Here is a 19,393-nt window from a genome sequence, read left to right as displayed (position 1 = left end):
GACCAGGTTTGCGTTTCGTACTGACGTTCTGGAACCCTCCGTTCGACTTGTCTGACACATGAGCAACGGAGACCACCTCACATGCCCCCAAGGCGCACACACCGCGCTTGGCTCACGGCAGCCGCCGCGGCCTCGCTCGCGTTCACCGGCATCGCGGCGCCGGCCCACGCGGAAGACGTCCCACCGGGCGCGCCCGAGGCCTGGGTCCAGGAGCCCCGTACGGCCGAGAGCTCCACCTCGCCGCTCACGGCCAGCGGCTGGACGGCGCCCGGCGGGCCCGCCTCGCCGGGCGACTTCACCATGACGCCCGGCGCGTTGAACGCCGAGACCACCCAGCGGGTCGCCCGCCTGGACGCGGTGCTTCCGCCGTCCGGGGTCCAGGATCTGCTGGCCGAGGCGAACCGTACCGTCGAGCCGTGGTGCGCCCGCGACTCGTTCGGCACCGCCCCGAACCCCGACATCAAGTACTGCCTGCAGAGCGACGACTCCGTGTCGCGCGAGTGGATCCCCCAGGGCATCACGGGCGTATCCGACGCGAAGGACAACGAGACCTGGGGCGAGGCCAAGGACATCCAACTGTTCGCCTCGTACGACGGTTGGGACCCGGGCCGGGAGACCGACCCGAACCCCGCGACCGGCGACTGCACCACCGCCGAGCTGGAGGCGAACGACGCCTGCAACCAGAAGGGCGTCCGCGTCACCTTCGTGCAGAAGCGGACCAATCCGGTCACCGGCGGCATCGAGTACAAGTACCGGCACGTGCTGCTGGCCTGGACGTACGTGAACTCGGCCGACCACGTCTCCTTCGACGGACTGCACGCCGCCGAGTACCCGATCCAGAAGGGCGTCCACGCCGGCGGGATCGTCTGGTACGGCAACTACCTCTACGTCGCGGACACCCGCAACGGCCTGCGCGTGTTCGACATGCGCTACATCATGGACCTGGACCCGGACGGCGACGCCGGCACGCACGACGTGATGGGGACCGACACCGACGGCGTGAAGACCACCTCCAACGTCGAGGTCAAGACGAAGGTCGGCCGGCACAACAACGTCTGGTACAGCTTCGGCTACCGCTATGTGATGCCGCAGGTCGCCGCGTGGAAGTTCAAGGCGACGCAGAGCAACCCCAAGGGTTCGTACGCCTGCGTCTCCACCGGCGCCCCCAAGGCGTCCCACATCTCGCTGGACCGCAGCACCACCCCCGACCGCCTGCTCATGGGCGAGTACTGCCGGCCGGAGAGCGGCTATCCGTCGACCGGCCGCATCGCGTCGTTCCCGATCGCGGCCCTCGAGGGGCGCTCCGCCGACGTGACCGCCGAGGGCTGGGCCAACTACCTGCCCCTGGCCAACGGTGGCGCCCAGGGCGCGGCGGCGCACGGCGGCACGCTGTACGTGAACGAGTCGAAGGGCACGGACGAGCCGGGCAACCTCTGGCGTTACACGTGGAGCAACGGCCAGCTGGTCCAGTCCGGGCAGGCCGTCAAGACCGCGCGGGGCCCCGAGGACCTCTACATCGAGCGCGGTACGGGCCGGCTGTGGTCCCTCTCCGAGCACCGGCCCGGAGTGGCCGCGGACTGCACGGCGAACCGGGACACCGCCGATCCCGTGGGCACGGACTACTGCCAGCGCGTGCTCTACGGGCACAAGCTGAGCTGGCTCGACGGCCAGCCGTAGCCGAGGAGGGGCGCCCGCCCCCGGCCGGTCGACGCGTGACGGCCGGCCGGGGAGTCGCCCCGATCGCGGGCGGCGTCTCGCCTAATCTACCCAGAACCGACATTTCGTCACGATGGGAAGCCTCATGCCCTCTCGCCTCAACCCGTACATCAGCTTCGACGGAGACGCCCGGCAGGCCATGGAGTTCTACAAGGACGTCTTCGGCGGCACCCTGGCGCTGAACACCTACGGCGAGGCCGGCGGCATGGAGGCCGGACACCCCTCCGCCGACAAGATCATGCACGCCATGCTCGAGACCGACAGCGGCTTCACGCTCATGGCCGGGGACGTCCCGCCCGGGATGGAACACCGCCCCGGGACCGACATCTCCGTGAGCCTGAGCGGGGACGACGCCACCGAGCTGCGCGGCTACTGGGACAGGCTCTCCGCCGGGGGCACGGTCTCCGTGCCGCTGGAGAAGCAGATGTGGGGCGATGTCTTCGGCATGTGCACGGACCGCTTCGGCATCGCCTGGATGGTCAACATCAGCGAGCAGGGGTCCTGATCCGACGACCCCTCCACGAAGTCGCCCCTCGGCCCCGGACCGTGCGCCACGGTCCGGGGCCGAGTGCCGCCCACCCGCCCCAACCCACTGCGGTGTTCAGGAATCTGAACAACAGCCAGCTACCTAACCATTGACGTGTCCACGAGGACAGCTCTAGCGTCCCGGGAAAGCGCTTTCTCGTCCAGTCCCCGGAACGCCCCTCCCCCCTCCTGGAGACCCTCAGATGCATCTGCGATCCGTCACAGCCTGCGTCAGCCTGCTGGCGGGCACGCTCGCCGCCCTGTCCCTCAACCCGGCCCACGCCGCCTCCTCCCTGTACGAGGCCGAGGCCTCCCCCGCCGTCTGCAACGGCACCGTCGACTCCGACTGGCCCGGCTACTCCGGCAGCGGCTTCTGCAACGGCACCAACGCCACCGGCGCCTACTCGCAGTTCACGGTGAACGCCCCCGCCGCCGGAACCGCGACGCTCGCCGTCCGGTTCGCCAACGGCACCACCACCCCACGGCCTACCGGCCTGGTCGTCAACGGAACCACCGTGCAGACGCCGACCTTCGAGGGCACGGGCACCTGGTCCGCCTGGACCACGAAGACCCTGACCGTGACGCTCAACGCGGGCAGCAACACCATCCGGCTCAACCCCACCACCTCCACCGGACTGCCCAACGTCGACTCGCTGAACGTCACGACTGCCGACGGGCCGCCGCCGCCGACAGGCAGCGCCCTGTACGTCGCCCCGAACGGCACGGACGGCGCGGCCGGAACGCAGGCCGATCCCACGACGCTCACCTCGGCGATCAGCCGCGTCGGCGCCGGCGGGACCATCTACCTCCGCGGCGGCACCTACCGCCACTCCACGACGGTCACCGTCCCGCCCGGCAACAACGGCACGTCGAGCGCGCGCAAGAAGCTCGCCGCCTACCCCGGCGAGACCCCGGTGCTGAACTTCTCGGCCATGACCGAGGACCCGGCCAACCGCGGTCTGGCCCTCAACGGCTCGTACTGGCACATCAACGGCATCGTCGTGGAGCGGGCCGGCGACAACGGGATCTTCGTCGGCGGCAGCAACAACGTCATCGAGCGCACCGTGACGCGCTTCAACCGCGACACCGGGCTCCAGCTCTCCCGCATCGCCTCCACCACGCCCCGCGAGCAGTGGCCGTCGAACAACCTCGTCCTGAGCGCGGAGTCGCACGACAACGCCGACTCCGACGGAGAGGACGCCGACGGCTTCGCCGCGAAGCTCACCGTCGGCGGCGGGAACGTCTTCCGCTACGCCGTGGCCCACCACAACATCGACGACGGCTGGGACCTGTACACCAAGACCGACACCGGCCCCATCGGGACCGTGACGATCGAGGACTCCCTCGCGTACGACAACGGCACCCTCAGCGACGGGTCCCAGGCCGGGGCCGGCGACCGCAACGGCTTCAAGCTCGGCGGCGAGGACATCGGCGTCGACCACGTGGTCCGGCGCACGATCGCCTTCCACAACGGCAAGCACGGGTTCACGTACAACAGCAACCCGGGCCGGATGACGATCTCCCAGAACATCAGCATCGACAACGCCCAGCGCAACTTCTCGTTCGACGCGGGTACTTCGGTGTTCCGGAGCAACACCTCCTGCCGGTCCGGCAGCGGGACGAACGACCGGACCATCGGTGACGTCGACACCTCGAACCAGTTCTGGTCCGGCTCCAACGGCTCCCGCTGCGCCGCCTACGCCGGGGCCCTGAGCTGGTCCTTCGCATCGGACGGCCGTCTCGTCACGGCCTTCGGTGGCCGTACGGTCACCTGGTGAGCCTCCGACACTGAACCACGGCGTCGGCCTCGGTGTCCCCACCGAGGCCGACGCCGCGCTTCACCCCCGGCCCGCTTCCGGGTCGCGGTCGGACGCGGGCCAGACATAGGGCAGGTCGTCCGGCACCTCGGGAAACCGGTCCCGGTAGAACTCCGGATCCTTCCGCACCAGGGCCGACTGGTGGCTGCGGTGGAAGGCCGGGTCGCCGATCCAGGGCGGGAGGTCACCGCCCGCGACGAGCTGCCGCTGGGACCGCACGACCACATCCGGCCGCAGCGCCCGGAAATCGGCGACCAGGGTCACCGCGCACGTGTCGGAGCGCCCCTCGCTGGTCCAGACCCGGCACATGTCCAACCCGTACCGTACGAGCGCCTCCTCGTAGCCGGTCCACATCCGGACCGCCGGGTGCCTGCGCCACCCGTATCCGGGGACGGTCAGCCCGCGGAACACCTGCAACGCCTCGACCCGCTGCTTGCCGAGCCGCCGGGGGTCCAGGACCAGGGCCGATTCCGCGAAGTCCGGATAGGGAAGAAAGGTCTGCATACGTCCTCCTTACCCAGGGGGACGCCTTGCCGCGCCCATACACGGTCGACGCCCGTCGCTCAAGAGCCGGTCCGCGTCAACAGAACGAGGATTTTCGGGCTCACTTTCGCCCGTAACGCTTGGTTAACCCTGCAAACAGCTTTGCCGAGTTATGGTCGTTCTTGACTGGCCGTTGACCAGCCGTTGGTTTTTCTTAGACTTTGCAAACTGCCTGGAGGGAGGCATATGCAGCGAGCAATGACGGTCTCGACCGCCTTCGTGATCCTCGCCCCGGTCCTGGTCGCCCTTCAGCTCCTCACCTCCCTCCCGTCCTTCACATCTGCACATACACCCCGTCACGCCGTGGCCAAGGCTGCCTTCGACGCGCCGCCTTCCGGGACCGCCTCGTACGACGAGACGGCCACATGCCACGACCCCGGACCGCCCGGGGACCCGACCGGTCCCCTGCGCACCCGCGACCGGCAGCGGACCGCCGACAACCCGCCGGCGCCCGACCGCCCGATACCGCCCCACCGCGCCTCGGCCGCGCCCCGACCGGGCGCGCCCGCCTCCGCGGACCCCCCACCGGCCGGATCGTCGGTGGCCCGCTCCCTCACCGCACTCCAGGTGTTCCGCTGCTGATCGGCAGAGCAGCCCCCCACCGCTCCACACACCTGCCCCGCACAGCCGACGCGTCCCCACGACGCGCCAGGAGGAGTCACCACGCCATGCAACCCCTCATCGACAACGCCCGGACGTTCGGACAGCGCCCGGAGGAGTTCGCCCGGCTGGCCGAAGGCCAGTCCCCCGAGGTCCTGTTCATCACCTGCGCCGACTCCCGGGTCGTCCCCGCGCTGATCACCGGCGCCCAGCCCGGCCAGCTGTTCGAGCTGCGTACGGCGGGCAACATCGTCCCGCCGTACGGCTCCGGCACCCCCACCGGGGAGGCCGCCACCATCGAGTACGCCGTCGAGGTCCTCGGCGTCCAGCACATCGTCGTCTGCGGCCACTCGCACTGCGGGGCCGTGGGTGCGGTGGTGCGCGGTGACGACCTGGACGCCGTCCCCGCGGTGCGCGACTGGCTCGCGCACGCGGCGGAGGAGCCCGCATGCGCGGACCCCGCCGACCCGACGGTCGCCGAGGCCGTGCAGCACCACGTCCTGACCCAGCTGCTGCGGTTGCGCTCGTACCCCTGCGTCGACAAGCGGCTCGCGTCGGGGGGGCTCACCCTGCACGGCTGGTACTACGAGGTGCACACCGGAGCCGTACGCGAACACCGCGCGGACACCGACGCCTTCGAAGCGCTGTGAGGGCGGCCGCAATGACCACCAGGTTTCCCTACTTACGGCACGACTTCACCGCCTCGCTCGTCGTGTTCCTCGTCGCGCTCCCCCTGTGCGTGGGCGTCGCCGTCGCCTCCGGGGTCCCCGCCGAGCTCGGGCTCGTCACCGGCATCGTGGGCGGCATCGTCACCGGTCTCATACGGGGCAGCAGCCTGCAGGTGTCCGGACCGGCGGCCGGTCTGACCGTGCTGGTCTTCGAGGCCGTCAGCGAGTTCGGGCTCCGCGTGCTCGGTGTGATCGTGCTGGCGGCGGGACTGCTCCAGCTCGTCATGGGCGCCCTGAAGCTGGGGCGTTGGTTCCGGGCGATCTCCGTGGCCGTCGTCGAGGGCATGCTGGCCGGTATCGGACTGGTGATCATCGCCGGTCAGTTGTACGCGGCGGCCGGTTTGAAGGCTCCCGCCTCCGGCATCGACAAGGTCCTGGGGCTGCCCGGTGCCGCCGCCGACGCGCTGGGCAGCACCGTCGCGCTGACCTCGCTCGCGATCGGCGCGGGCACCATAGCCGTGATGGTGGGGTGGAAGACGCTGCCGAAGAAGGCCCGGACCGTGCCCGGGGCACTGGCCGCGGTCGTCCTCGCGACGGTGGTCACCCAGATGTTCGGCCTGCCGGTGGCCAGCGTCGAGGTGAACGGGCTGCTCGGCTCCGTCCAGCTGCCGGGCGCCGACGCCCTCGGCGCGCTGGGCGACCCCGCCGTCCTCGGCACGATCATCGCCTTCACCCTGATCGCCTCCGCCGAGAGCCTGTTCAGCGCTGCCGCGGTGGACCGGCTGCACGACGGTCCGCGCACCCAGTACGACAAGGAACTCATGGCGCAGGGCGCGGGCAACGCGGTCTGCGGTGTGCTCGGCGCCCTTCCGATGACCGCCGTCATCGTCCGCAGCTCGGCCAACGTGGCGGCGGGCGCCAGGACCAAGGCGTCCCGGGTCCTGCACGGCGTGTGGCTGCTGCTGTTCGCGGCGCTGCTGCCCTGGGCGCTTGCGCTGATCCCGCTGCCCGCGCTCGCCGGCATCCTGGTCCACGCGGGCTGGAAGCTGATCCCCTTCCGCGGGGTCGTGTCGCTGTGGCGGAAGCACCGGGGCGAGGCACTGATCCTGGTGGTCACCGCCGTGGCGATCGTCACGGTGAACATGTTCGAGGGCGTGCTGATCGGACTTGCCCTGTCCGTGGTGAAGACCGCCTGGGAGACGTCGCACGTCAGGCTGGAGGTCATAGACAAGGGCGCGGGACCGATCCAGGCGTACCTGTCGGGCAACGCGACCTTCCTGCGGCTGCCGAAGATACTCGACAGTCTGGAGGCGCTGCCTCAGGACCGGCCGGTCGTGGTCGACCTGTCCGGCCTGCACCACCTCGACCACGCCTGCCGCATCGCCCTGGAGACCTGGGCCGAACGGCACAGCGTCGCCGGCACGGAACCCGTGAAGGTCATGGAGCCGGTGAAGGCCACGGCCGGCGAGCCTGCCTGACAGCCGGCGCCGACCACCGCAGGAACGTCACACCCCGTCCGCCGGAGGCACGGCCGGAGGCCCGACCCGGGCGCCTCCGGCCGATGGGGCCGGAGCCCGTGTCGCCTCAGGTCAGGGAGACGACACGGGCCCAGGCGGGCGGAGTGCCGGGGACGTGGTCGGGGTTCTCCTCGTCCACCGCACGGGCCGGACGAGGGAAGAGACCGACGACGACGTTCTCCTTCGCGGCACCGCGACACCGGCCGCCGCGTCGCAGGCGATCACCAGGTCGCGCCACCCGCCCACCGCCCGTGAGAGCCCGCGCCGCGCCCGGAAAGGCGACTCGCGTACACGGCCGCGTCAGGGGTACCGGGAACTCATGCAGGCATTGTCACGCGAAGTGATCCAGATCGTCCGCGAGGACATCGACCAGGTGAGGGTGGAGTTGGCGGCGGCCGCGTCCGAGGGGCGCAGGGGCACGGCGGCTCTGGGAGCGGGCGGGGTGCTAGGAGTGCTCGCCGTCCTGGCCGCGCACGAAGCGGCGGTGCGGGCGATGGAGCGGGTGTGGCCGACGGAGCGGGCGGCCGGTGCGCTGGCGGCCGCGTACGGCCTCGGGGCCGTGACGTTCGCCGGATACGGGTACGAGAGACTGCGCCGCGCCCGGGCCGCATCGAGGGAGGCGCTCGCGGGTTCGCTGGACGCGGTGAAGGAGGTGGCCGACGAGCTGGCGAACGACTGAGGCCGTCGCAGGCGGGAGAACGGCCGTCCGCCTGCGCCCCACATCTGTCACGCGGTCACGCGGACGCCTGTCGCTCGGGCCGGGCGTGTGCGAGGAGGAACTCGGTCGCGCCCGCGATGGCCTCGGCATAGGTGGTGTGGACGGCTTCGGACTCACCGGTCCGCTCGTCCGCGCCGGTGGCGCTGTACCACCAGGCGTCGGCGTCCGGGTCGTGGTGGACCACGGCGGCGCCACCCGCGTAACGGAGCGGGATGGGCTCGCCGGCGGTCTTCCTGACCACCGCGTGGGGCCACTTGAGGCGGGCGGACTGCCGCTTGATGCCGCCCCATGCCGCGCCCAGCTGCGCATAGTTCGCACCGCTGCGACCAGCGACGGTGGCGGCGCTCTCCGCCAGCCGGTCGACGGACTGCTTGGCCTCGTACAGCGCCCGCAGGAGCGCCAGTTGCACGTCGGGCGAGGCCATCAGCGCCGGATCGAAGGGCTTGTCGGCCGCGCGGTAGGCCTGCGCGCGGGTCGAGATGCGCTCGGCGAGTGCGCGGACCGCGTCGAGGACCCTGTCGTCCATGGTGAACGTGTCGTCCGTGGTGGGCTCGTTCCAGGCGGGCTCCGTCAGGGTCATGACGGTGGCCCAGAAGTCCACGTCGTTCTTGTCGGGAGTCGGGATCCCTACCGAATCATTCATGCGACAAGCCTACCTGTCGAGTGAGACTCTCGACAGGCATAACTGTCAGCAAAGAGTTCGCCGGTGGCTTCACCGAGGGCAGGGGCACGCGCATGACGTCGGCACCGGGCGGCCCCGAGCGCGCCCGGTGCGGGGGTCGGTCAGCTGCTGAGCGTGTCGAACAGCGGCTGCCAGTCGATGTGCCGGGCCTCGGTTCCCGGCGGGACGACCAGGAAGGTCCGGCGTACGAAGGCGGCGAGCTGATCGCGGTCGCCCCGCAGGGTGGCGCACTGCCCGGGAGACCCCAGCCGGATAAGGAGCCCGTCCCCCACGGCGGGCCACAGATGGAGTTCGCCCACCCCGACGGGCGCGTACGAACCGGCGAGGACCATCTCCCTGTCGAGGTGCCAGATGACGGGTTCCGCCTCCAGGAGGTGCAGGGCGAGGCACATCGTGTGGGGAGCCCGGGAGGTGTAGGTGAGGGTGGCTTCGATCTCCACGGGACGGTCGGCGGTGAGCAGCTCCATCGTCATGCTGTGCGTGAGGGACTGCGCAGGAGGCAGCGGCGCTGAGCGGGGCTGGGGCACTGGTCACTCCGGCTTCGGGCGTCGAGAGAGGTCGTCGTTGCGCTCCTCACCCCGTTATCGCCTCTCATGCGTCACGGACGTGTGGTTCCTGGAACGGCGGTGTCGAGATTTCGCGATGATCGTCAACACCCCGTTGACCCTCAGGGCTTTCATCGCACTATCGGGGCCGGTCGCCCCGGCACCGGCGCTACGTTCCTCTCGTCGGCCCTCCTGACCGTACGACCGCATAGCCGCGCCCGGAGGTTCCGTCCCGCGTTCGCCGGGCAGACGAGACGCACATGGTGGTCGGCTGAAGGAGAGGCACATGACGCAGGACCCGTCCATGAAAGCTGTCGGGTGGGCGCGTTCGCTGCCGATCAGCAGCGGCGTGAAAACGGCCAGGGACTGGACGCGTGAGCACCTGGTGTCACTCGGCTGGTCACGAACGGCGCCGGACCTATTGGACTCGGTCGTGCTGGCCGTGTCCGAGTTGGTCACCAACGCCCATCTCCACGCGCACAGCGCTGCCCAGCTCATCCTCACCTGGGACGAGAAGTGCCTGCACGTCACCGTGCACGACAACTCGACGCAGCTCCCCAAGCAGCGCCAAGCGGACGACGGAGCACTCGGGGGACGCGGACTGCTCCTGCTGGACGCCCTCGCCGACGACTGGCAGACGCGCCGCTGCCCCAGGGGCAAGGACGTCACCGCGTGCTTCCAGCCGCCGGCGCCCCACCGGTCCGCGTAGGCCGCAGACACCCCACCGGTCCGCGAACCGGTGGGGTTCGGTACGCGCACACGCCTGTGGGCCCGGCGTCGGCCGGGCCCACAGGGGTGTCGGGGTCCGCCGGTCAGCGGCGGCCGCGCAGTCTGCCGAGCAGGCCACGTGCCTGGGACCGCTTCCGGGGGTCGGCGGCGGCGCGGCGCACCGACGCGATGGCCCTCCGTCCCTGAGGGCTACGGCTGAAGCGCTTGATACGGGTCAAGAGTGCGGACATGAAACCCTCCTGTGAGCGAACGACGCCTGCTGCGGCGTCTAATGGAAGAACGCCAGGTAGTAGTCCACGAACCTCAGCTTCTGAGGACCGGACGTGTCGGCCTCCTCGGGCACGAATTCCGGCGCGTTCTGGATCTGCTCCTTGGTGCAGCCGACGAAGACGGTCTCCGCCGACCTGTCCACGGTGGTGACGACACCCGCCGGGATCACGACGTGCCTGCCGAGGATCCACGGCCCGGTGTCCACGACCAGGTGACAGCGGCCGACGTCGGCGGAGTGCTTGTCCACCTTGCCGATGCCTCCGTCCGTCGCCTCGACCTTGTAACCCGTCAGATCCATTTCGGCCGCTTGGATCGCGGCCTCCGAGAAGGTCCAGATGTCAGAGTGCATGTCTCCTCCTTCTCCCTTGGAGCGCGTCCGGGGCCCATGGTCCGAGCTGTCCTTCGTGTTGCCCGACACGACCGGTTCACACCGCTGAACTCCACTTTTCCCAGGACTGCTCGGCGAGGGGAGGCCGACGCCGGTCCATGGCCGTCCGCGTGGCCTCAGCCCTCCTCGCGCAGGCCCCACGGCGAGCCGTACTCGGTGAGCAGGTCGAGGAAGGGACGGGGCGGCAGGGCTTCCGGGCCGAGGACGCCGCTCGCGGACCAGGCCCCGCCCGCGACGAGTTCGAGAGCGATCACGGGGTTGACGGCGGTCTGCCACACCACCGCCTGCGATCCGTATGCGCGCATCGACCACTCGTTGTCGACGACGTGGTACAGGTACACCTCGCGCGGCGAACCGTCCTTGGTGCCCTTGACCCAGGTGCCCGCACAGGTCTTGCCGGTCATGCGGTCACCCAGCGTGGCCGGGTCGGGCAGGCAGGCGGCGACGACGTCGCGCGGGGAGACCGCCACGGGCCCGTGCTCCGAGGGGACGGTCACCTTCGTGGTGGCGTCCAGACCGAGCTCGTGGAGGGTCTTCAGCCTGGCGATGAAATCGTCGCCGAGGCCGTACTTGAACGTCACCCGGCGGGCGTCGACCCAGCGCGGGATGAGCAAGGCTCCTGGCCGGTCGGATGACGCACAGCGCCTACCCGGTCGTCCTCGACACGCTCCTGAACAGCGCCGCGGAACAGCTCACCTGGGCGCGCGCCCGACGGAATCCGTAGGGCGCGCGCTTATGCCAACGCCGAGCGCGGCTCGGAGGTCAGTCCTGGTCGGCCACGAAGGAGGCCATCCAGGTCAGGGCGGAGTTCCAGTTGATCGTGAGCTCGTTCGTCGACCAGGACTGGATGTCGTCGATGTAGCAGAACTGGCCGGTGCATCCCTGGAGCCTGCTCTGCGCGAACGGATCCTGGATGCTCGAGTTGGGGCCGCCGGACAGTGAGCCCGCGGGCGGTGGAGGCAGCTCGGGGTCGAGCTGGCGGGCGTACCAGCGGCTGTGCTGGTTCTGCGCGCTGACCTCCCCGTAGCCGGTGACGTACGAGATGTTCAGGGCGTTGCGGCCCAGGACGTAGTCCATGCTCTCGACGGCCCCGTCGCGGTACTTCGAGCCGCCGGTGATGTCGTAGGCGGTGGCCAGGACGACGGCGTTGTTCAGGATCTGGTGGGTGGAGCCCCAGTCGTACCTGTGGCCTTCCGGGGCGTACGGCATGCCGTAGGCGTGGCCCTTCAGCGTGGCGAGGTAGCGGTCTGCCCCCTCACGTACGGACTGGCGTACCTTGTCGCGGCCTGGCAGCCGGTTCGGCACGGTGGCCAGGTCGAGGCGGGCGGGGACGGCCGTGCGCGCCCAGTCGAAGCTGATCGGCCCGAAGAGGTCGGCGCCGTGGACCGGGGAGTTCAGGATGTGGTCCTGGAACTCCTTCCCGCCCGTGGTCAGGTACAGCTCGGTGGCCGCCCAGTAGAACTCGTCGGTGACGTCACGGTCGGCGTAGGTGCCGCCGCCGATGCCGTCGCTCTCGGAGGCGAGGACGTCGGGGTGGGCGAGGGCCGCTGCCCAGGCCTTGCGGGCCGCCGCGAGCGCGGTGGCGGCGAACCGGGGGTCGTATGGCTTGTACAGCCGGGCCGCCTGGGCGGCGGTCGCCGCCAGGTTCAGGGTGGCCGCCGTGGTCGGTGGGTGCAGTTCCCGCTTCTGCGGGTCGTCGGAGGGCATCAGGGGCAGGCCGGTCCACCGCTCGTCGTGGATCTTGTGGTGGGCCATGCCGGCGAGCGGCTCGCCGTCCGGCACCTGCATCTTGAGCAGGAAGTCCAGTTCCCACCGGGTCTCGTCGAGGATGTCCGGGACGTTGTTGCCGCTCTCGGGGATGTTCAGCGTGCCGTCGTCCAGCTTCTCGGCCTGCCCCGTGCGGGCGTGCCGCGCGCGCTCGTAGGTGCTGAGCAGCTGCCAGACGGAGATGCCGCCGTTGACGACGTACTTGCCGTGGTCGCCGGCGTCGTACCAGCCGCCGGTGACGTCGAGCGTGTAGTCGCAGACGCCGGGCTGGCAGGGCACGTTCCCGTCCCCCTGGTTGGGGGCGATGTCGACGTGACCGGCCTCGCGGCCGTAGCCGGGTCGCAGGTCGTCGCGGATCGCGATCCCGCTGCGCTGGGTGTAGTAGAACTTCGCGGCGTCCAGGCGCAGCTTCTCGTAGGCGGCGGTGCCGATGTCGAAGGGCCGGCTGGTCTCACCGTCGGCGACCAGGGTGAGGCCCTCCCCCGCGCCGCGGTGGTCGCTGAAGCGGATGGTGTGCACGTTCTGCCCGGAGGAGGGATCCACGCCGCGCGGCACGGTCCAGCCACGCGCGACGACGGCACCGGAGGCGTCCTTCAGCTGCCACGGCAGCCGCACGGTCGCGTCCGTGACGAGGGTGGCGTTCTTCGGGCCGCGGGGCAGGTAGGCGACCTGGTTGACCCTGACCCGGGGGCCGGTGTCGGGCTCGTACCGCTCCGGTGGCACGCCGCCCAGCAGGGACACGTCGTCGAGGCAGAACCGCCAGGGGTCCTCGCCCCCGCCGAGCTGGAAGGCGACCTGGCCCTGGGCGGTGTCGACGGGCGAGGCGAACGTGTAGGTGTACGTGTTGCCGGAGACGCTCAGCTGGGGAGTGACCTCGTGGTACGTGTCGTACGGGGGCACCTGCAGGCCCACGACAGCGCGGACGGAGTTGCCTTCGGGGGCGCCCGTCGCGGTGAAGCGGAACCGGTACGACTCGCCCTTCACGAGCGTGACGTCGTTCTGGCCGACGGCGGCGTCCCAGCGGTTCGCCGTGCCGCCCGGCACGTCGGCGCAGAGTCTGCCGTCGGCCGGCACGGTCGTGACGTTGTTCGTCCACCACGGGTCGGCGCCGGAGTCGAAGGTGCCGTTCCTGATCTGTTCGACCTCGTCCGCGCCCGCCGGACCGGCGGGCACCGCGGTGAGGCCCGCCGTCAACAGGGCCGTCAGGGACAGCAGGGCGGTTCTGCGAATGTTCACGTGTGGGCTCCTCGAAGAGGGCGGAGCGATGAAGAGTGGGAGCGCTCCCAAAAGGCAGGGGCCATATTCCCGGTCGAACCGAAGGGACGTCAACGACCCGGACGGAACCTCGTCGGCGGCGTGGACGCGAGTCCGGACGCGCGGGCCCGAGCGGCGGCCCATGACGCGGGAACGCACCGGTCCCGACGGGTTGTCAGGGCCGCCGCGGACTCCTACAGTGCCCTGCAATACGCGTGGGAGCGCTCCCAGTATGCGTCGGGGCCGCTCCGTCACCCCCTGCCCCTCGATCGCCCCCTGCCAGAGAGGTCCCCATGCGAGCGTCCCCGCACCGCCCCAGAACCGCGCGCGGCCTGTTCGGCGCCCTGCTCATCGCCCTCGCCACCGTCGCGGCTCTCCTGACCGCCGCATCGACGGCCCGGGCCGACACGCTGATCTGCGAACAGTACGGTTCCACCACGATCCAGGGCCGCTACGTGGTGCAGAACAACCGCTGGGGCACGGGTGCCACCCAGTGCGTCACCGCCACCGACACCGGGTTCCGGGTGACCAGGGCCGACGGCGCCGTGCCCACCAACGGCGCACCGAAGTCGTACCCCTCGGTCTTCAACGGCTGCCACTACACCAACTGTTCGCCGGGGACCAACCTCCCCGCGCAGCTCAGCGGCATCGCCGGCGCCCCCAGCAGCATCTCGTACGGCTATGTCGGCGACGCCGTGTACAACGCGTCGTACGACATCTGGCTCGACCCCACGCCCAGGACCGACGGGGTCAGCAGGACCGAGATCATGATCTGGTTCAACAAGGTCGGTCCGATCCAGCCGATCGGTTCGCCGGTCGGCAGCGCCACCGTGGGCGGGCGCGGCTGGCAGGTGTGGACGGGCAGCAACGGCTCCAACGACGTCATCTCCTTCGTCGCTCCGTCGGCCATCGCCGGCTGGAGCTTCGACGTCATGGACTTCGTCCGGGAGACCGTCTCCCGCGGCATGGCTCAGAACTCCTGGTACCTGACCAGTGTCCAGGCCGGTTTCGAGCCGTGGCAGAACGGCACCGGGCTCACGGTGAACTCGTTCTCCTCGGCCGTGAACCTCGGTGACCCCGGCCCCGGCGAACCGGGACCCGGCGAACCCGGCCCGTCAACGGCCTGCAAGGTGACGTACGCGACCAATGTCTGGACCGGCGGCTTCACCGCCGATGTCACCGTCACCAACACCGGGACCGCCCCGGTGGGGCCATGGGCTCTGTCCTTCGTGCTGCCCTCCGGGCAGCGCGTCACCCAGGCGTGGAACGCGGCCCTCTCCGCGACATCCGGGAGCGTGACGGCGACCGGCCTCGCGCACAACGCCCGGATCGCGGCCGGAGCAAGCCAGTCGTTCGGCTTCCAGGGCACCTACAGCGGCGCGTTCGCCGCGCCGTCCGGGTTCAGCCTCAACGGGGCCGCCTGTACGTGAACCGTTCGCTCTTGATCCACGCTCCGTACCGGGGCGTCACCGCAAGAGGAGCACACCGACCGCAGAACTCCGGCAGGAGAAGACCACTCGCACACACAGGAGACACCATGACCGGACGGAAGAAACGACTCACCAGCCTGGTCGCGGTACCTTCGGATTCACCGTCACATCGACCGGCAACGATCTTCCGATCGGCTCGATCGCCTGCGTCAACCCCCAGCGGCTGACCCGGTACGGGGGCCGGACTCGGGGCCAGCTGTCCGGGTCCCGACGGCGGGCCCGGGGTCCGTTGTCCGGGGCCCGGCACGGCAGAAGCCCCCCGGGGGTCCAGGGGGCTTTCCGTCTCGCGGGGAGGGTGGGGCCGGGTCACGCCCGGAGCAGCCGTTCCGTCACTTCGCGGTAGGTCCGCAGGGTGAGCCGGAGCTGCTCGGTGTCGGGGTCCGGGTCGCCCTTGCGCCCCTTCCCCTGCCAGCCCGCCAGCAACTCGGCGCGGCGGTCCCTCAGCGAGGCGATGAGCTGGTGCTCCGCCTCGGCGAGGACCTCGGCCGCCTCGGCGACCGAGTCGTGGGGCGAGTCGACGAATCCCGCGAGCGCGTGGTGCAGGCGCTGTCCGAGGCGGTCGCGCTCACCGTCGCCGAGCAGATGCCCGACCTGGCCGTCGGCCTCGGCGGGTCCCTGTCCCGTGACGGAGGCGGAGTGGCCGCCGACCCCGCTGACCCCGCTGACGTCGTGCTCGCCACGCTCACCGCGCCCCGGGCCGTGGCCGTCGCCCGCCTGGTCCGTCGTGATCTGACCGCCCGGCACCGGCGGCCGGCCCGTCGTGTCCCGTCCGCTCGGCGCGACCGACTCGTCCGTGGTACTCCGTCCGCTCGGCGGGGCCGACTCGTCCGTCGTGCTCCGTCCGCGCGGCACGGCGGGGGTCGCGACGGGAGCGTTCGTACGGCTCCCAGCGCTCCGGCCCGTGGCACCGGGGTCCTCGGACGGAACGGCGGACTGCGGCGCCTGCGACAGCATCACCGGAGGCGCGGGGGGCGGTCCGCCGGGGGACACGGCGGGCGCCGGTCCACCGAGGGGCGGAACGGGCGCCGATCCGCCGTGCGGCGGGGTGGGCGGGACAGGGGCCGCTCCGCCGTGCGGCGGGGTGGGCGGCGGTCCTGCGGGACCGCCTGCCACGGCCGGGGCGCCGGGGACGCCCGGGGGGCTCTGCGGCGCGGATGCGTGCCGCGCGTCTCCCTCGGTCACGCCCGCTGCCGGCCGGGCCCGGTTCTCGTGTGCCATCACGCGCCACTTCCCTTCGGCTTGAGGAGATGCCCGGACACCGGGCGGGTTCGTGCGGCATGGGTACCGGCCGAAGGGGTCAGGTCCTCGAACAGGGCGCGTGCGTGCACCAGCGCCTCCCGCAGCTCCTCGGTGGAGGCGGTCGTGGAGTGCAGCGCACGTCGTATCGTGCGCAGCCCCTCCACATGGTGCGGGTGGTGCACCGACAGGGCGGCGAGCTGTTCCCCGCTCTGATCGGATTCCGGGAAGCCCCGGGTCGCGGCGATCCGCGTGAGGAGTTCGTCGGCATCGGCGACCGCCTGCCGCGGCGCGTCGACGAAGCGCTCCTGGAGCATGGTCCACTGGGCGACGTAGTGCTCCCGGACCGCCGGTTCCAGCGGCAGCAGGTGGATGTGGCCGTGCCGCTCGACCCGCTCCCGCAGGTCGTGGTGGGCGGCCTCGCTGTCGCCGCCGTGCCGTTCGAGGGTGCGGTCGTACTCGGGGCCGAAACGCCGCTTCAGGGCCCGCGCACCGCTGCCCGTGCCCGCGCGGGCCCGGAACAGGAGACCGGCCACCAGTAGCGCGGCGACCAGCACCGCGACGATGAGAACTACGGTCAGGGTCGACATGGTTGCCTTCCTGGAGGGAACTTCCTGGCTGGCTGTTCGTCACTGTTTACTGGGCACCCGTTCATTCGCCTTGCCGCTTGTCGGGCCGCCAAACCGAACCGGGCAGGACTCAGCGGAGCGGCGGGGCCGAAGGACCGTCGCCCTGCAGGGCAGCGGAGTCCGGGCAGCGGGCAGGTCGTCGCAGTCCACGGGCCCGTTCCGGGCCGAGCGTCCTCAGGAGGGGAGGTTCTGTTCCGCCCAGACCACCTTGCCGGTGACGGTGCGGCAGGAGCCCCACCGGCGGCACAGCATGTTGATGAGCTGGAGGCCCCGGCCGCCCTCGTCGCTGAGGTCCGCGTGCTGGATCTGCGGCAGGTCGGGGCCCGTGTCCGAGACCTCCACGACGAGGCGCTCGCCGCGCAGCAGCCGGAGCCGGCCGGGGCCGTTGCCGTACCGCAGGGCATTGCCGACGAGTTCCGATACGACGAGCTCGCACACATCGGCGAGTTCCGTCAGCTCCCACACGGCGAGCTGGTCCGTGACGAGTCTCCGCGCGACGGACGCGGCACGCCCCTCCTGCGGCAACTGCCACTCCCGCAGATCGGCGGGCTCGTTCGCGGCGCCAGGGGTGCCCGACGCGTTCGACGCGTTCGACGCGTCCGAGGCGTTCGACGCGCTGGTCGCGCTGGTCGCCACGAGGAGCACGGCCTCGTCGAAGCGGGCGTCGGCGGCAGGGGCGCAGGCGATCAGGCCGCCGCCTTCGAGAGCCTCGCGTGGCAGGTCGCGCGCAGCCGTCCGAAGGCGGTCCAGCTGGTGGTCCAGGTCCGCGTGCCGGGACTTGACGAGGCCGTCCGTGAACATGACCAGGTTTCCGCCCGCCGGGACCTTGAGACGGATCGGGTCGTACGGAATCACCCCCGCCCCGAGCGGGGCACCGACGGGTACGTCCGCGAACTCCGCGGCGCCCTGTCCGTCGAGGAGCAGTGGTGGCAGGTGCCCGGCGCTGGCCAGGGTGTACGTGGAGTCGGCCGGGTCGAACACGGCGCAGAGGAAGGTGGCGACCTGCTCGTCCTCCAGGTCACGTGTGGCGAGGTCGAGCCGGGCCAGGACGCGCTCCGGAGCCATGTCCAGGGTCATCAGGGTGCGGGCCACCGTCCGCAGGCGGCCCATGGTGGCGGCGGCGGGCAGCCCGTGCCCCATGACGTCGCCCACCATGAGGGCCGTACGTCCGCCGGGCAGGGCCATGACGTCGTACCAGTCGCCGCCCACTCCGTGGTGGGCCGAGGAGGGCGCGTACTCGGCCTGCACACGCAGTCCGGGCGTCACCGGGGTCACGCGCGGCAGCAGGGTGCGCTGGAGGGAGACGACGTGCTCGCGCTCGCGCCCGTAGAGCCGGGCGTTGTCGATGTAGACGGCGGCCTGCGAGGCCAGCTGCGCCGCCAGTGCGAGGTCAGTGGAGGAGAACGGGGGTGTCCCGGGGCCGCGGACGAAGTCCGCGCTGCCGAGCAGGAGCCCGCGGGCGATCAGTGGCACCGCGAGATAGCTGTGCACTCCGGCGGCCCGCATCTTCGCGGCGGCGCTCGCGGTGGGCGCGACCTTGATGAAGTCGTCGTCCCTCATCCGGCTCACCAGCACCGGTTTGCCCTGCCGCAGACAGTATCGGTGGAGCAGCGTCTCGTGTGCCTCTTCGGGGCGCGAGAAGGTCTCGCCCACCGGAGTGGGCTCCAGGGAGGACAGCTCGTCGACGGCGCACAACGCGGTGGCCCGCATGAGCGGGACGCCCGTACCCGTCCAGCGTGAGCCCTCGTCGCCGCGCAGGACACTGTCCAGGATGTCGACGGCGGCGCCGTCGGCGAAGCTGGGCACGGTGAACTCGGCCAGTTCCTGGGCCGTACGCTCCAGGTCGAGGGTGGTGCCGATCCTGGAGCCGGCGGAGTTCAGCCAGGCGAGCCGGCCACGGGTGGTGACCCGGTCGAAGCGGGCCTCGTCGCCGATCGGTCCGAGCCGTCCGCGAGCACCGGCCGCGCGGCGCACCGCGGCACCGTTCACGGCCGAGACGCGGCCGGCCCGCCGCCGTCTCCCCTTGCCGCCGTTCACTCTTCCGACCTCCCGACAGGAACTCGACCGATGGTGTGCCCAGCATGCACCTCTTCTCGGCCGATTGGGCCGCTGCCGACGAGCCGGGAGGTCAGGAAATCAACCAGTGCGGCACACGGGGCGCCCGGACCGGGGCCCTCGGCCTGGCCCGCAGACCTCGGAACGGGAACGTCCGGCCGTCGCCCCGGGGCGCCTGAGGCCTTGGCCCGGCGCCGTGGGAGTGCCGTTCTCCTGGTCGAGCGGCGTGCGGCTCACCTACCTC

Annotated in this window: 18 protein-coding genes and 2 pseudogenes; 9 read left to right on the top strand and 11 right to left on the bottom strand. The window is 71.2% G+C overall.

The annotated features are described in order from the left end of the window. Positions 1–81 precede the first annotated feature (81 nt). From ABZ567_RS17475 to ABZ567_RS17465, 3 genes are all read left to right on the top strand, one after another. Positions 82–1,677, top strand: coding sequence for a hypothetical protein (locus ABZ567_RS17475; protein ID WP_360790290.1), 1,596 nt, complete (start codon positions 82–84; stop codon positions 1,675–1,677). A 124-nt stretch (positions 1,678–1,801) separates the two neighbouring features. Further along, positions 1,802–2,221, top strand: a complete 420-nt coding sequence (locus ABZ567_RS17470) for a VOC family protein (RefSeq protein WP_360790287.1) — start codon at positions 1,802–1,804, stop codon at positions 2,219–2,221. A gap of 223 nt (positions 2,222–2,444) precedes the next feature. Then, complete coding sequence (locus tag ABZ567_RS17465; RefSeq protein WP_360790284.1) at positions 2,445–4,019, top strand: CBM35 domain-containing protein; 1,575 nt, start codon at positions 2,445–2,447, stop codon at positions 4,017–4,019. A gap of 60 nt (positions 4,020–4,079) precedes the next feature. On the opposite strand, the gene ABZ567_RS17460 is transcribed toward ABZ567_RS17465, so the two are convergent. Further along, positions 4,080–4,562, bottom strand: a complete 483-nt coding sequence (locus tag ABZ567_RS17460) for an MSMEG_6728 family protein (RefSeq protein WP_360790281.1) — start codon at positions 4,560–4,562, stop codon at positions 4,080–4,082. 237 nt (positions 4,563–4,799) lie between these two features. Between ABZ567_RS17460 and ABZ567_RS17455 the strand changes: the two genes are divergently transcribed. The 3 genes from ABZ567_RS17455 to ABZ567_RS17445 all read left to right on the top strand — a co-directional run bounded on the left by ABZ567_RS17455 (position 4,800) and on the right by ABZ567_RS17445 (position 7,347). Then, positions 4,800–5,183, top strand: coding sequence for a hypothetical protein (locus ABZ567_RS17455; RefSeq protein ID WP_360790278.1), 384 nt, complete (start codon positions 4,800–4,802; stop codon positions 5,181–5,183). A gap of 86 nt (positions 5,184–5,269) precedes the next feature. Then, the gene (locus ABZ567_RS17450; protein ID WP_360790276.1) at positions 5,270–5,851 is read left to right on the top strand and encodes a carbonic anhydrase; all 582 of its coding nucleotides are present in this window, start codon (positions 5,270–5,272) and stop codon (positions 5,849–5,851) included. Between the two features lie 11 nt (positions 5,852–5,862). Beyond that, the gene (locus tag ABZ567_RS17445; RefSeq protein ID WP_360790273.1) at positions 5,863–7,347 is read left to right on the top strand and encodes a SulP family inorganic anion transporter; all 1,485 of its coding nucleotides are present in this window, start codon (positions 5,863–5,865) and stop codon (positions 7,345–7,347) included. Between the two features lie 106 nt (positions 7,348–7,453). Here ABZ567_RS17445 and ABZ567_RS17440 read toward each other — a convergent pair. Then, positions 7,454–7,644: pseudogene (locus ABZ567_RS17440) on the bottom strand (hypothetical protein); the annotation flags it as partial. A gap of 61 nt (positions 7,645–7,705) precedes the next feature. Between ABZ567_RS17440 and ABZ567_RS17435 the strand changes: the two are divergent. Next, entirely contained in the window at positions 7,706–8,065 is a 360-nt protein-coding gene (locus tag ABZ567_RS17435; RefSeq protein WP_360790270.1) for a phage holin family protein, read from the top strand. A gap of 55 nt (positions 8,066–8,120) precedes the next feature. Here the strand turns inward: ABZ567_RS17435 and ABZ567_RS17430 are convergent, their stop codons facing one another. Both ABZ567_RS17430 and ABZ567_RS17425 read right to left on the bottom strand, forming a co-directional pair. Next, positions 8,121–8,747, bottom strand: coding sequence for a hypothetical protein (locus ABZ567_RS17430; protein WP_360790267.1), 627 nt, complete (start codon positions 8,745–8,747; stop codon positions 8,121–8,123). A gap of 140 nt (positions 8,748–8,887) precedes the next feature. Next, positions 8,888–9,259: an SsgA family sporulation/cell division regulator gene (locus ABZ567_RS17425; RefSeq protein ID WP_360790264.1), complete on the bottom strand. Its 372-nt coding sequence runs from the start codon at positions 9,257–9,259 to the stop codon at positions 8,888–8,890. 358 nt (positions 9,260–9,617) lie between these two features. Here ABZ567_RS17425 and ABZ567_RS17420 point away from each other — a divergent pair, with 358 nt between their 5' ends. After that, positions 9,618–10,040 carry an ATP-binding protein gene (locus ABZ567_RS17420; protein WP_360790261.1) on the top strand — a complete coding sequence of 141 codons (423 nt, stop codon included), beginning with the start codon at positions 9,618–9,620 and terminating at the stop codon, positions 10,038–10,040. A gap of 103 nt (positions 10,041–10,143) precedes the next feature. On the opposite strand, the gene ABZ567_RS17415 is transcribed toward ABZ567_RS17420, so the two are convergent. The 4 genes and pseudogenes from ABZ567_RS17415 to ABZ567_RS17400 form a co-directional block, all read right to left on the bottom strand. Beyond that, on the bottom strand, positions 10,144–10,290 hold the full coding sequence (locus ABZ567_RS17415; protein WP_360790258.1) for a hypothetical protein: 147 nt from the start codon (positions 10,288–10,290) through the stop codon (positions 10,144–10,146). A gap of 38 nt (positions 10,291–10,328) precedes the next feature. Next, entirely contained in the window at positions 10,329–10,679 is a 351-nt protein-coding gene (locus ABZ567_RS17410; protein WP_360790255.1) for a PRC-barrel domain containing protein, read from the bottom strand. Positions 10,680–10,834: 155 nt separating this feature from the next. Then, positions 10,835–11,332 (bottom strand): annotated as a pseudogene (locus ABZ567_RS17405) (saccharopine dehydrogenase C-terminal domain-containing protein); the annotation flags it as partial. Between the two features lie 148 nt (positions 11,333–11,480). Beyond that, positions 11,481–13,721 carry a glycoside hydrolase family 9 protein gene (locus ABZ567_RS17400; RefSeq protein WP_360790252.1) on the bottom strand — a complete coding sequence of 747 codons (2,241 nt, stop codon included), beginning with the start codon at positions 13,719–13,721 and terminating at the stop codon, positions 11,481–11,483. A gap of 311 nt (positions 13,722–14,032) precedes the next feature. On the opposite strand from ABZ567_RS17400, the gene ABZ567_RS17395 reads away from it, so the two are divergent. After that, the gene (locus ABZ567_RS17395) at positions 14,033–15,169 is read left to right on the top strand and encodes a cellulose binding domain-containing protein (protein ID WP_360790249.1); all 1,137 of its coding nucleotides are present in this window, start codon (positions 14,033–14,035) and stop codon (positions 15,167–15,169) included. A 366-nt stretch (positions 15,170–15,535) separates the two neighbouring features. Here the strand turns inward: ABZ567_RS17395 and ABZ567_RS17390 are convergent, their stop codons facing one another. From ABZ567_RS17390 to ABZ567_RS17380, 3 genes are all read right to left on the bottom strand, one after another. Continuing rightward, positions 15,536–16,081, bottom strand: coding sequence for a hypothetical protein (locus ABZ567_RS17390; protein ID WP_360790246.1), 546 nt, complete (start codon positions 16,079–16,081; stop codon positions 15,536–15,538). A gap of 365 nt (positions 16,082–16,446) precedes the next feature. Then, positions 16,447–17,055 carry a hypothetical protein gene (locus ABZ567_RS17385; protein ID WP_360790243.1) on the bottom strand — a complete coding sequence of 203 codons (609 nt, stop codon included), beginning with the start codon at positions 17,053–17,055 and terminating at the stop codon, positions 16,447–16,449. A 213-nt stretch (positions 17,056–17,268) separates the two neighbouring features. Beyond that, a complete protein-coding gene (locus tag ABZ567_RS17380; RefSeq protein ID WP_360790240.1) occupies positions 17,269–19,083 on the bottom strand; it encodes an ATP-binding SpoIIE family protein phosphatase in 1,815 nt (604 codons plus the stop codon). Positions 19,084–19,393: the final 310 nt, after the last annotated feature.

The organism is Streptomyces sp. NPDC016459 (assembly GCF_040632845.1).
Taxonomy (GTDB): domain Bacteria; phylum Actinomycetota; class Actinomycetes; order Streptomycetales; family Streptomycetaceae; genus Streptomyces.
This window is presented reverse-complemented; position numbering and strand designations above follow the sequence as displayed.

Coding starts and splice junctions, on each gene's coding strand:
- ABZ567_RS17475 (WP_360790290.1), top strand. CDS start 82: ATGCCCCCAAGGCGCACACACCGCGCTTGGCTCACGGCAGCCGCCGCG.
- ABZ567_RS17470 (WP_360790287.1), top strand. CDS start 1,802: ATGCCCTCTCGCCTCAACCCGTACATCAGCTTCGACGGAGACGCCCGG.
- ABZ567_RS17465 (WP_360790284.1), top strand. CDS start 2,445: ATGCATCTGCGATCCGTCACAGCCTGCGTCAGCCTGCTGGCGGGCACG.
- ABZ567_RS17460 (WP_360790281.1), bottom strand. CDS start 4,562: ATGCAGACCTTTCTTCCCTATCCGGACTTCGCGGAATCGGCCCTGGTC.
- ABZ567_RS17455 (WP_360790278.1), top strand. CDS start 4,800: ATGACGGTCTCGACCGCCTTCGTGATCCTCGCCCCGGTCCTGGTCGCC.
- ABZ567_RS17450 (WP_360790276.1), top strand. CDS start 5,270: ATGCAACCCCTCATCGACAACGCCCGGACGTTCGGACAGCGCCCGGAG.
- ABZ567_RS17445 (WP_360790273.1), top strand. CDS start 5,863: ATGACCACCAGGTTTCCCTACTTACGGCACGACTTCACCGCCTCGCTC.
- ABZ567_RS17435 (WP_360790270.1), top strand. CDS start 7,706: ATGCAGGCATTGTCACGCGAAGTGATCCAGATCGTCCGCGAGGACATC.
- ABZ567_RS17430 (WP_360790267.1), bottom strand. CDS start 8,747: ATGAATGATTCGGTAGGGATCCCGACTCCCGACAAGAACGACGTGGAC.
- ABZ567_RS17425 (WP_360790264.1), bottom strand. CDS start 9,259: ATGACGATGGAGCTGCTCACCGCCGACCGTCCCGTGGAGATCGAAGCC.
- ABZ567_RS17420 (WP_360790261.1), top strand. CDS start 9,618: ATGACGCAGGACCCGTCCATGAAAGCTGTCGGGTGGGCGCGTTCGCTG.
- ABZ567_RS17415 (WP_360790258.1), bottom strand. CDS start 10,290: ATGTCCGCACTCTTGACCCGTATCAAGCGCTTCAGCCGTAGCCCTCAG.
- ABZ567_RS17410 (WP_360790255.1), bottom strand. CDS start 10,679: ATGCACTCTGACATCTGGACCTTCTCGGAGGCCGCGATCCAAGCGGCC.
- ABZ567_RS17395 (WP_360790249.1), top strand. CDS start 14,033: ATGCGAGCGTCCCCGCACCGCCCCAGAACCGCGCGCGGCCTGTTCGGC.
- ABZ567_RS17385 (WP_360790243.1), bottom strand. CDS start 17,055: ATGTCGACCCTGACCGTAGTTCTCATCGTCGCGGTGCTGGTCGCCGCG.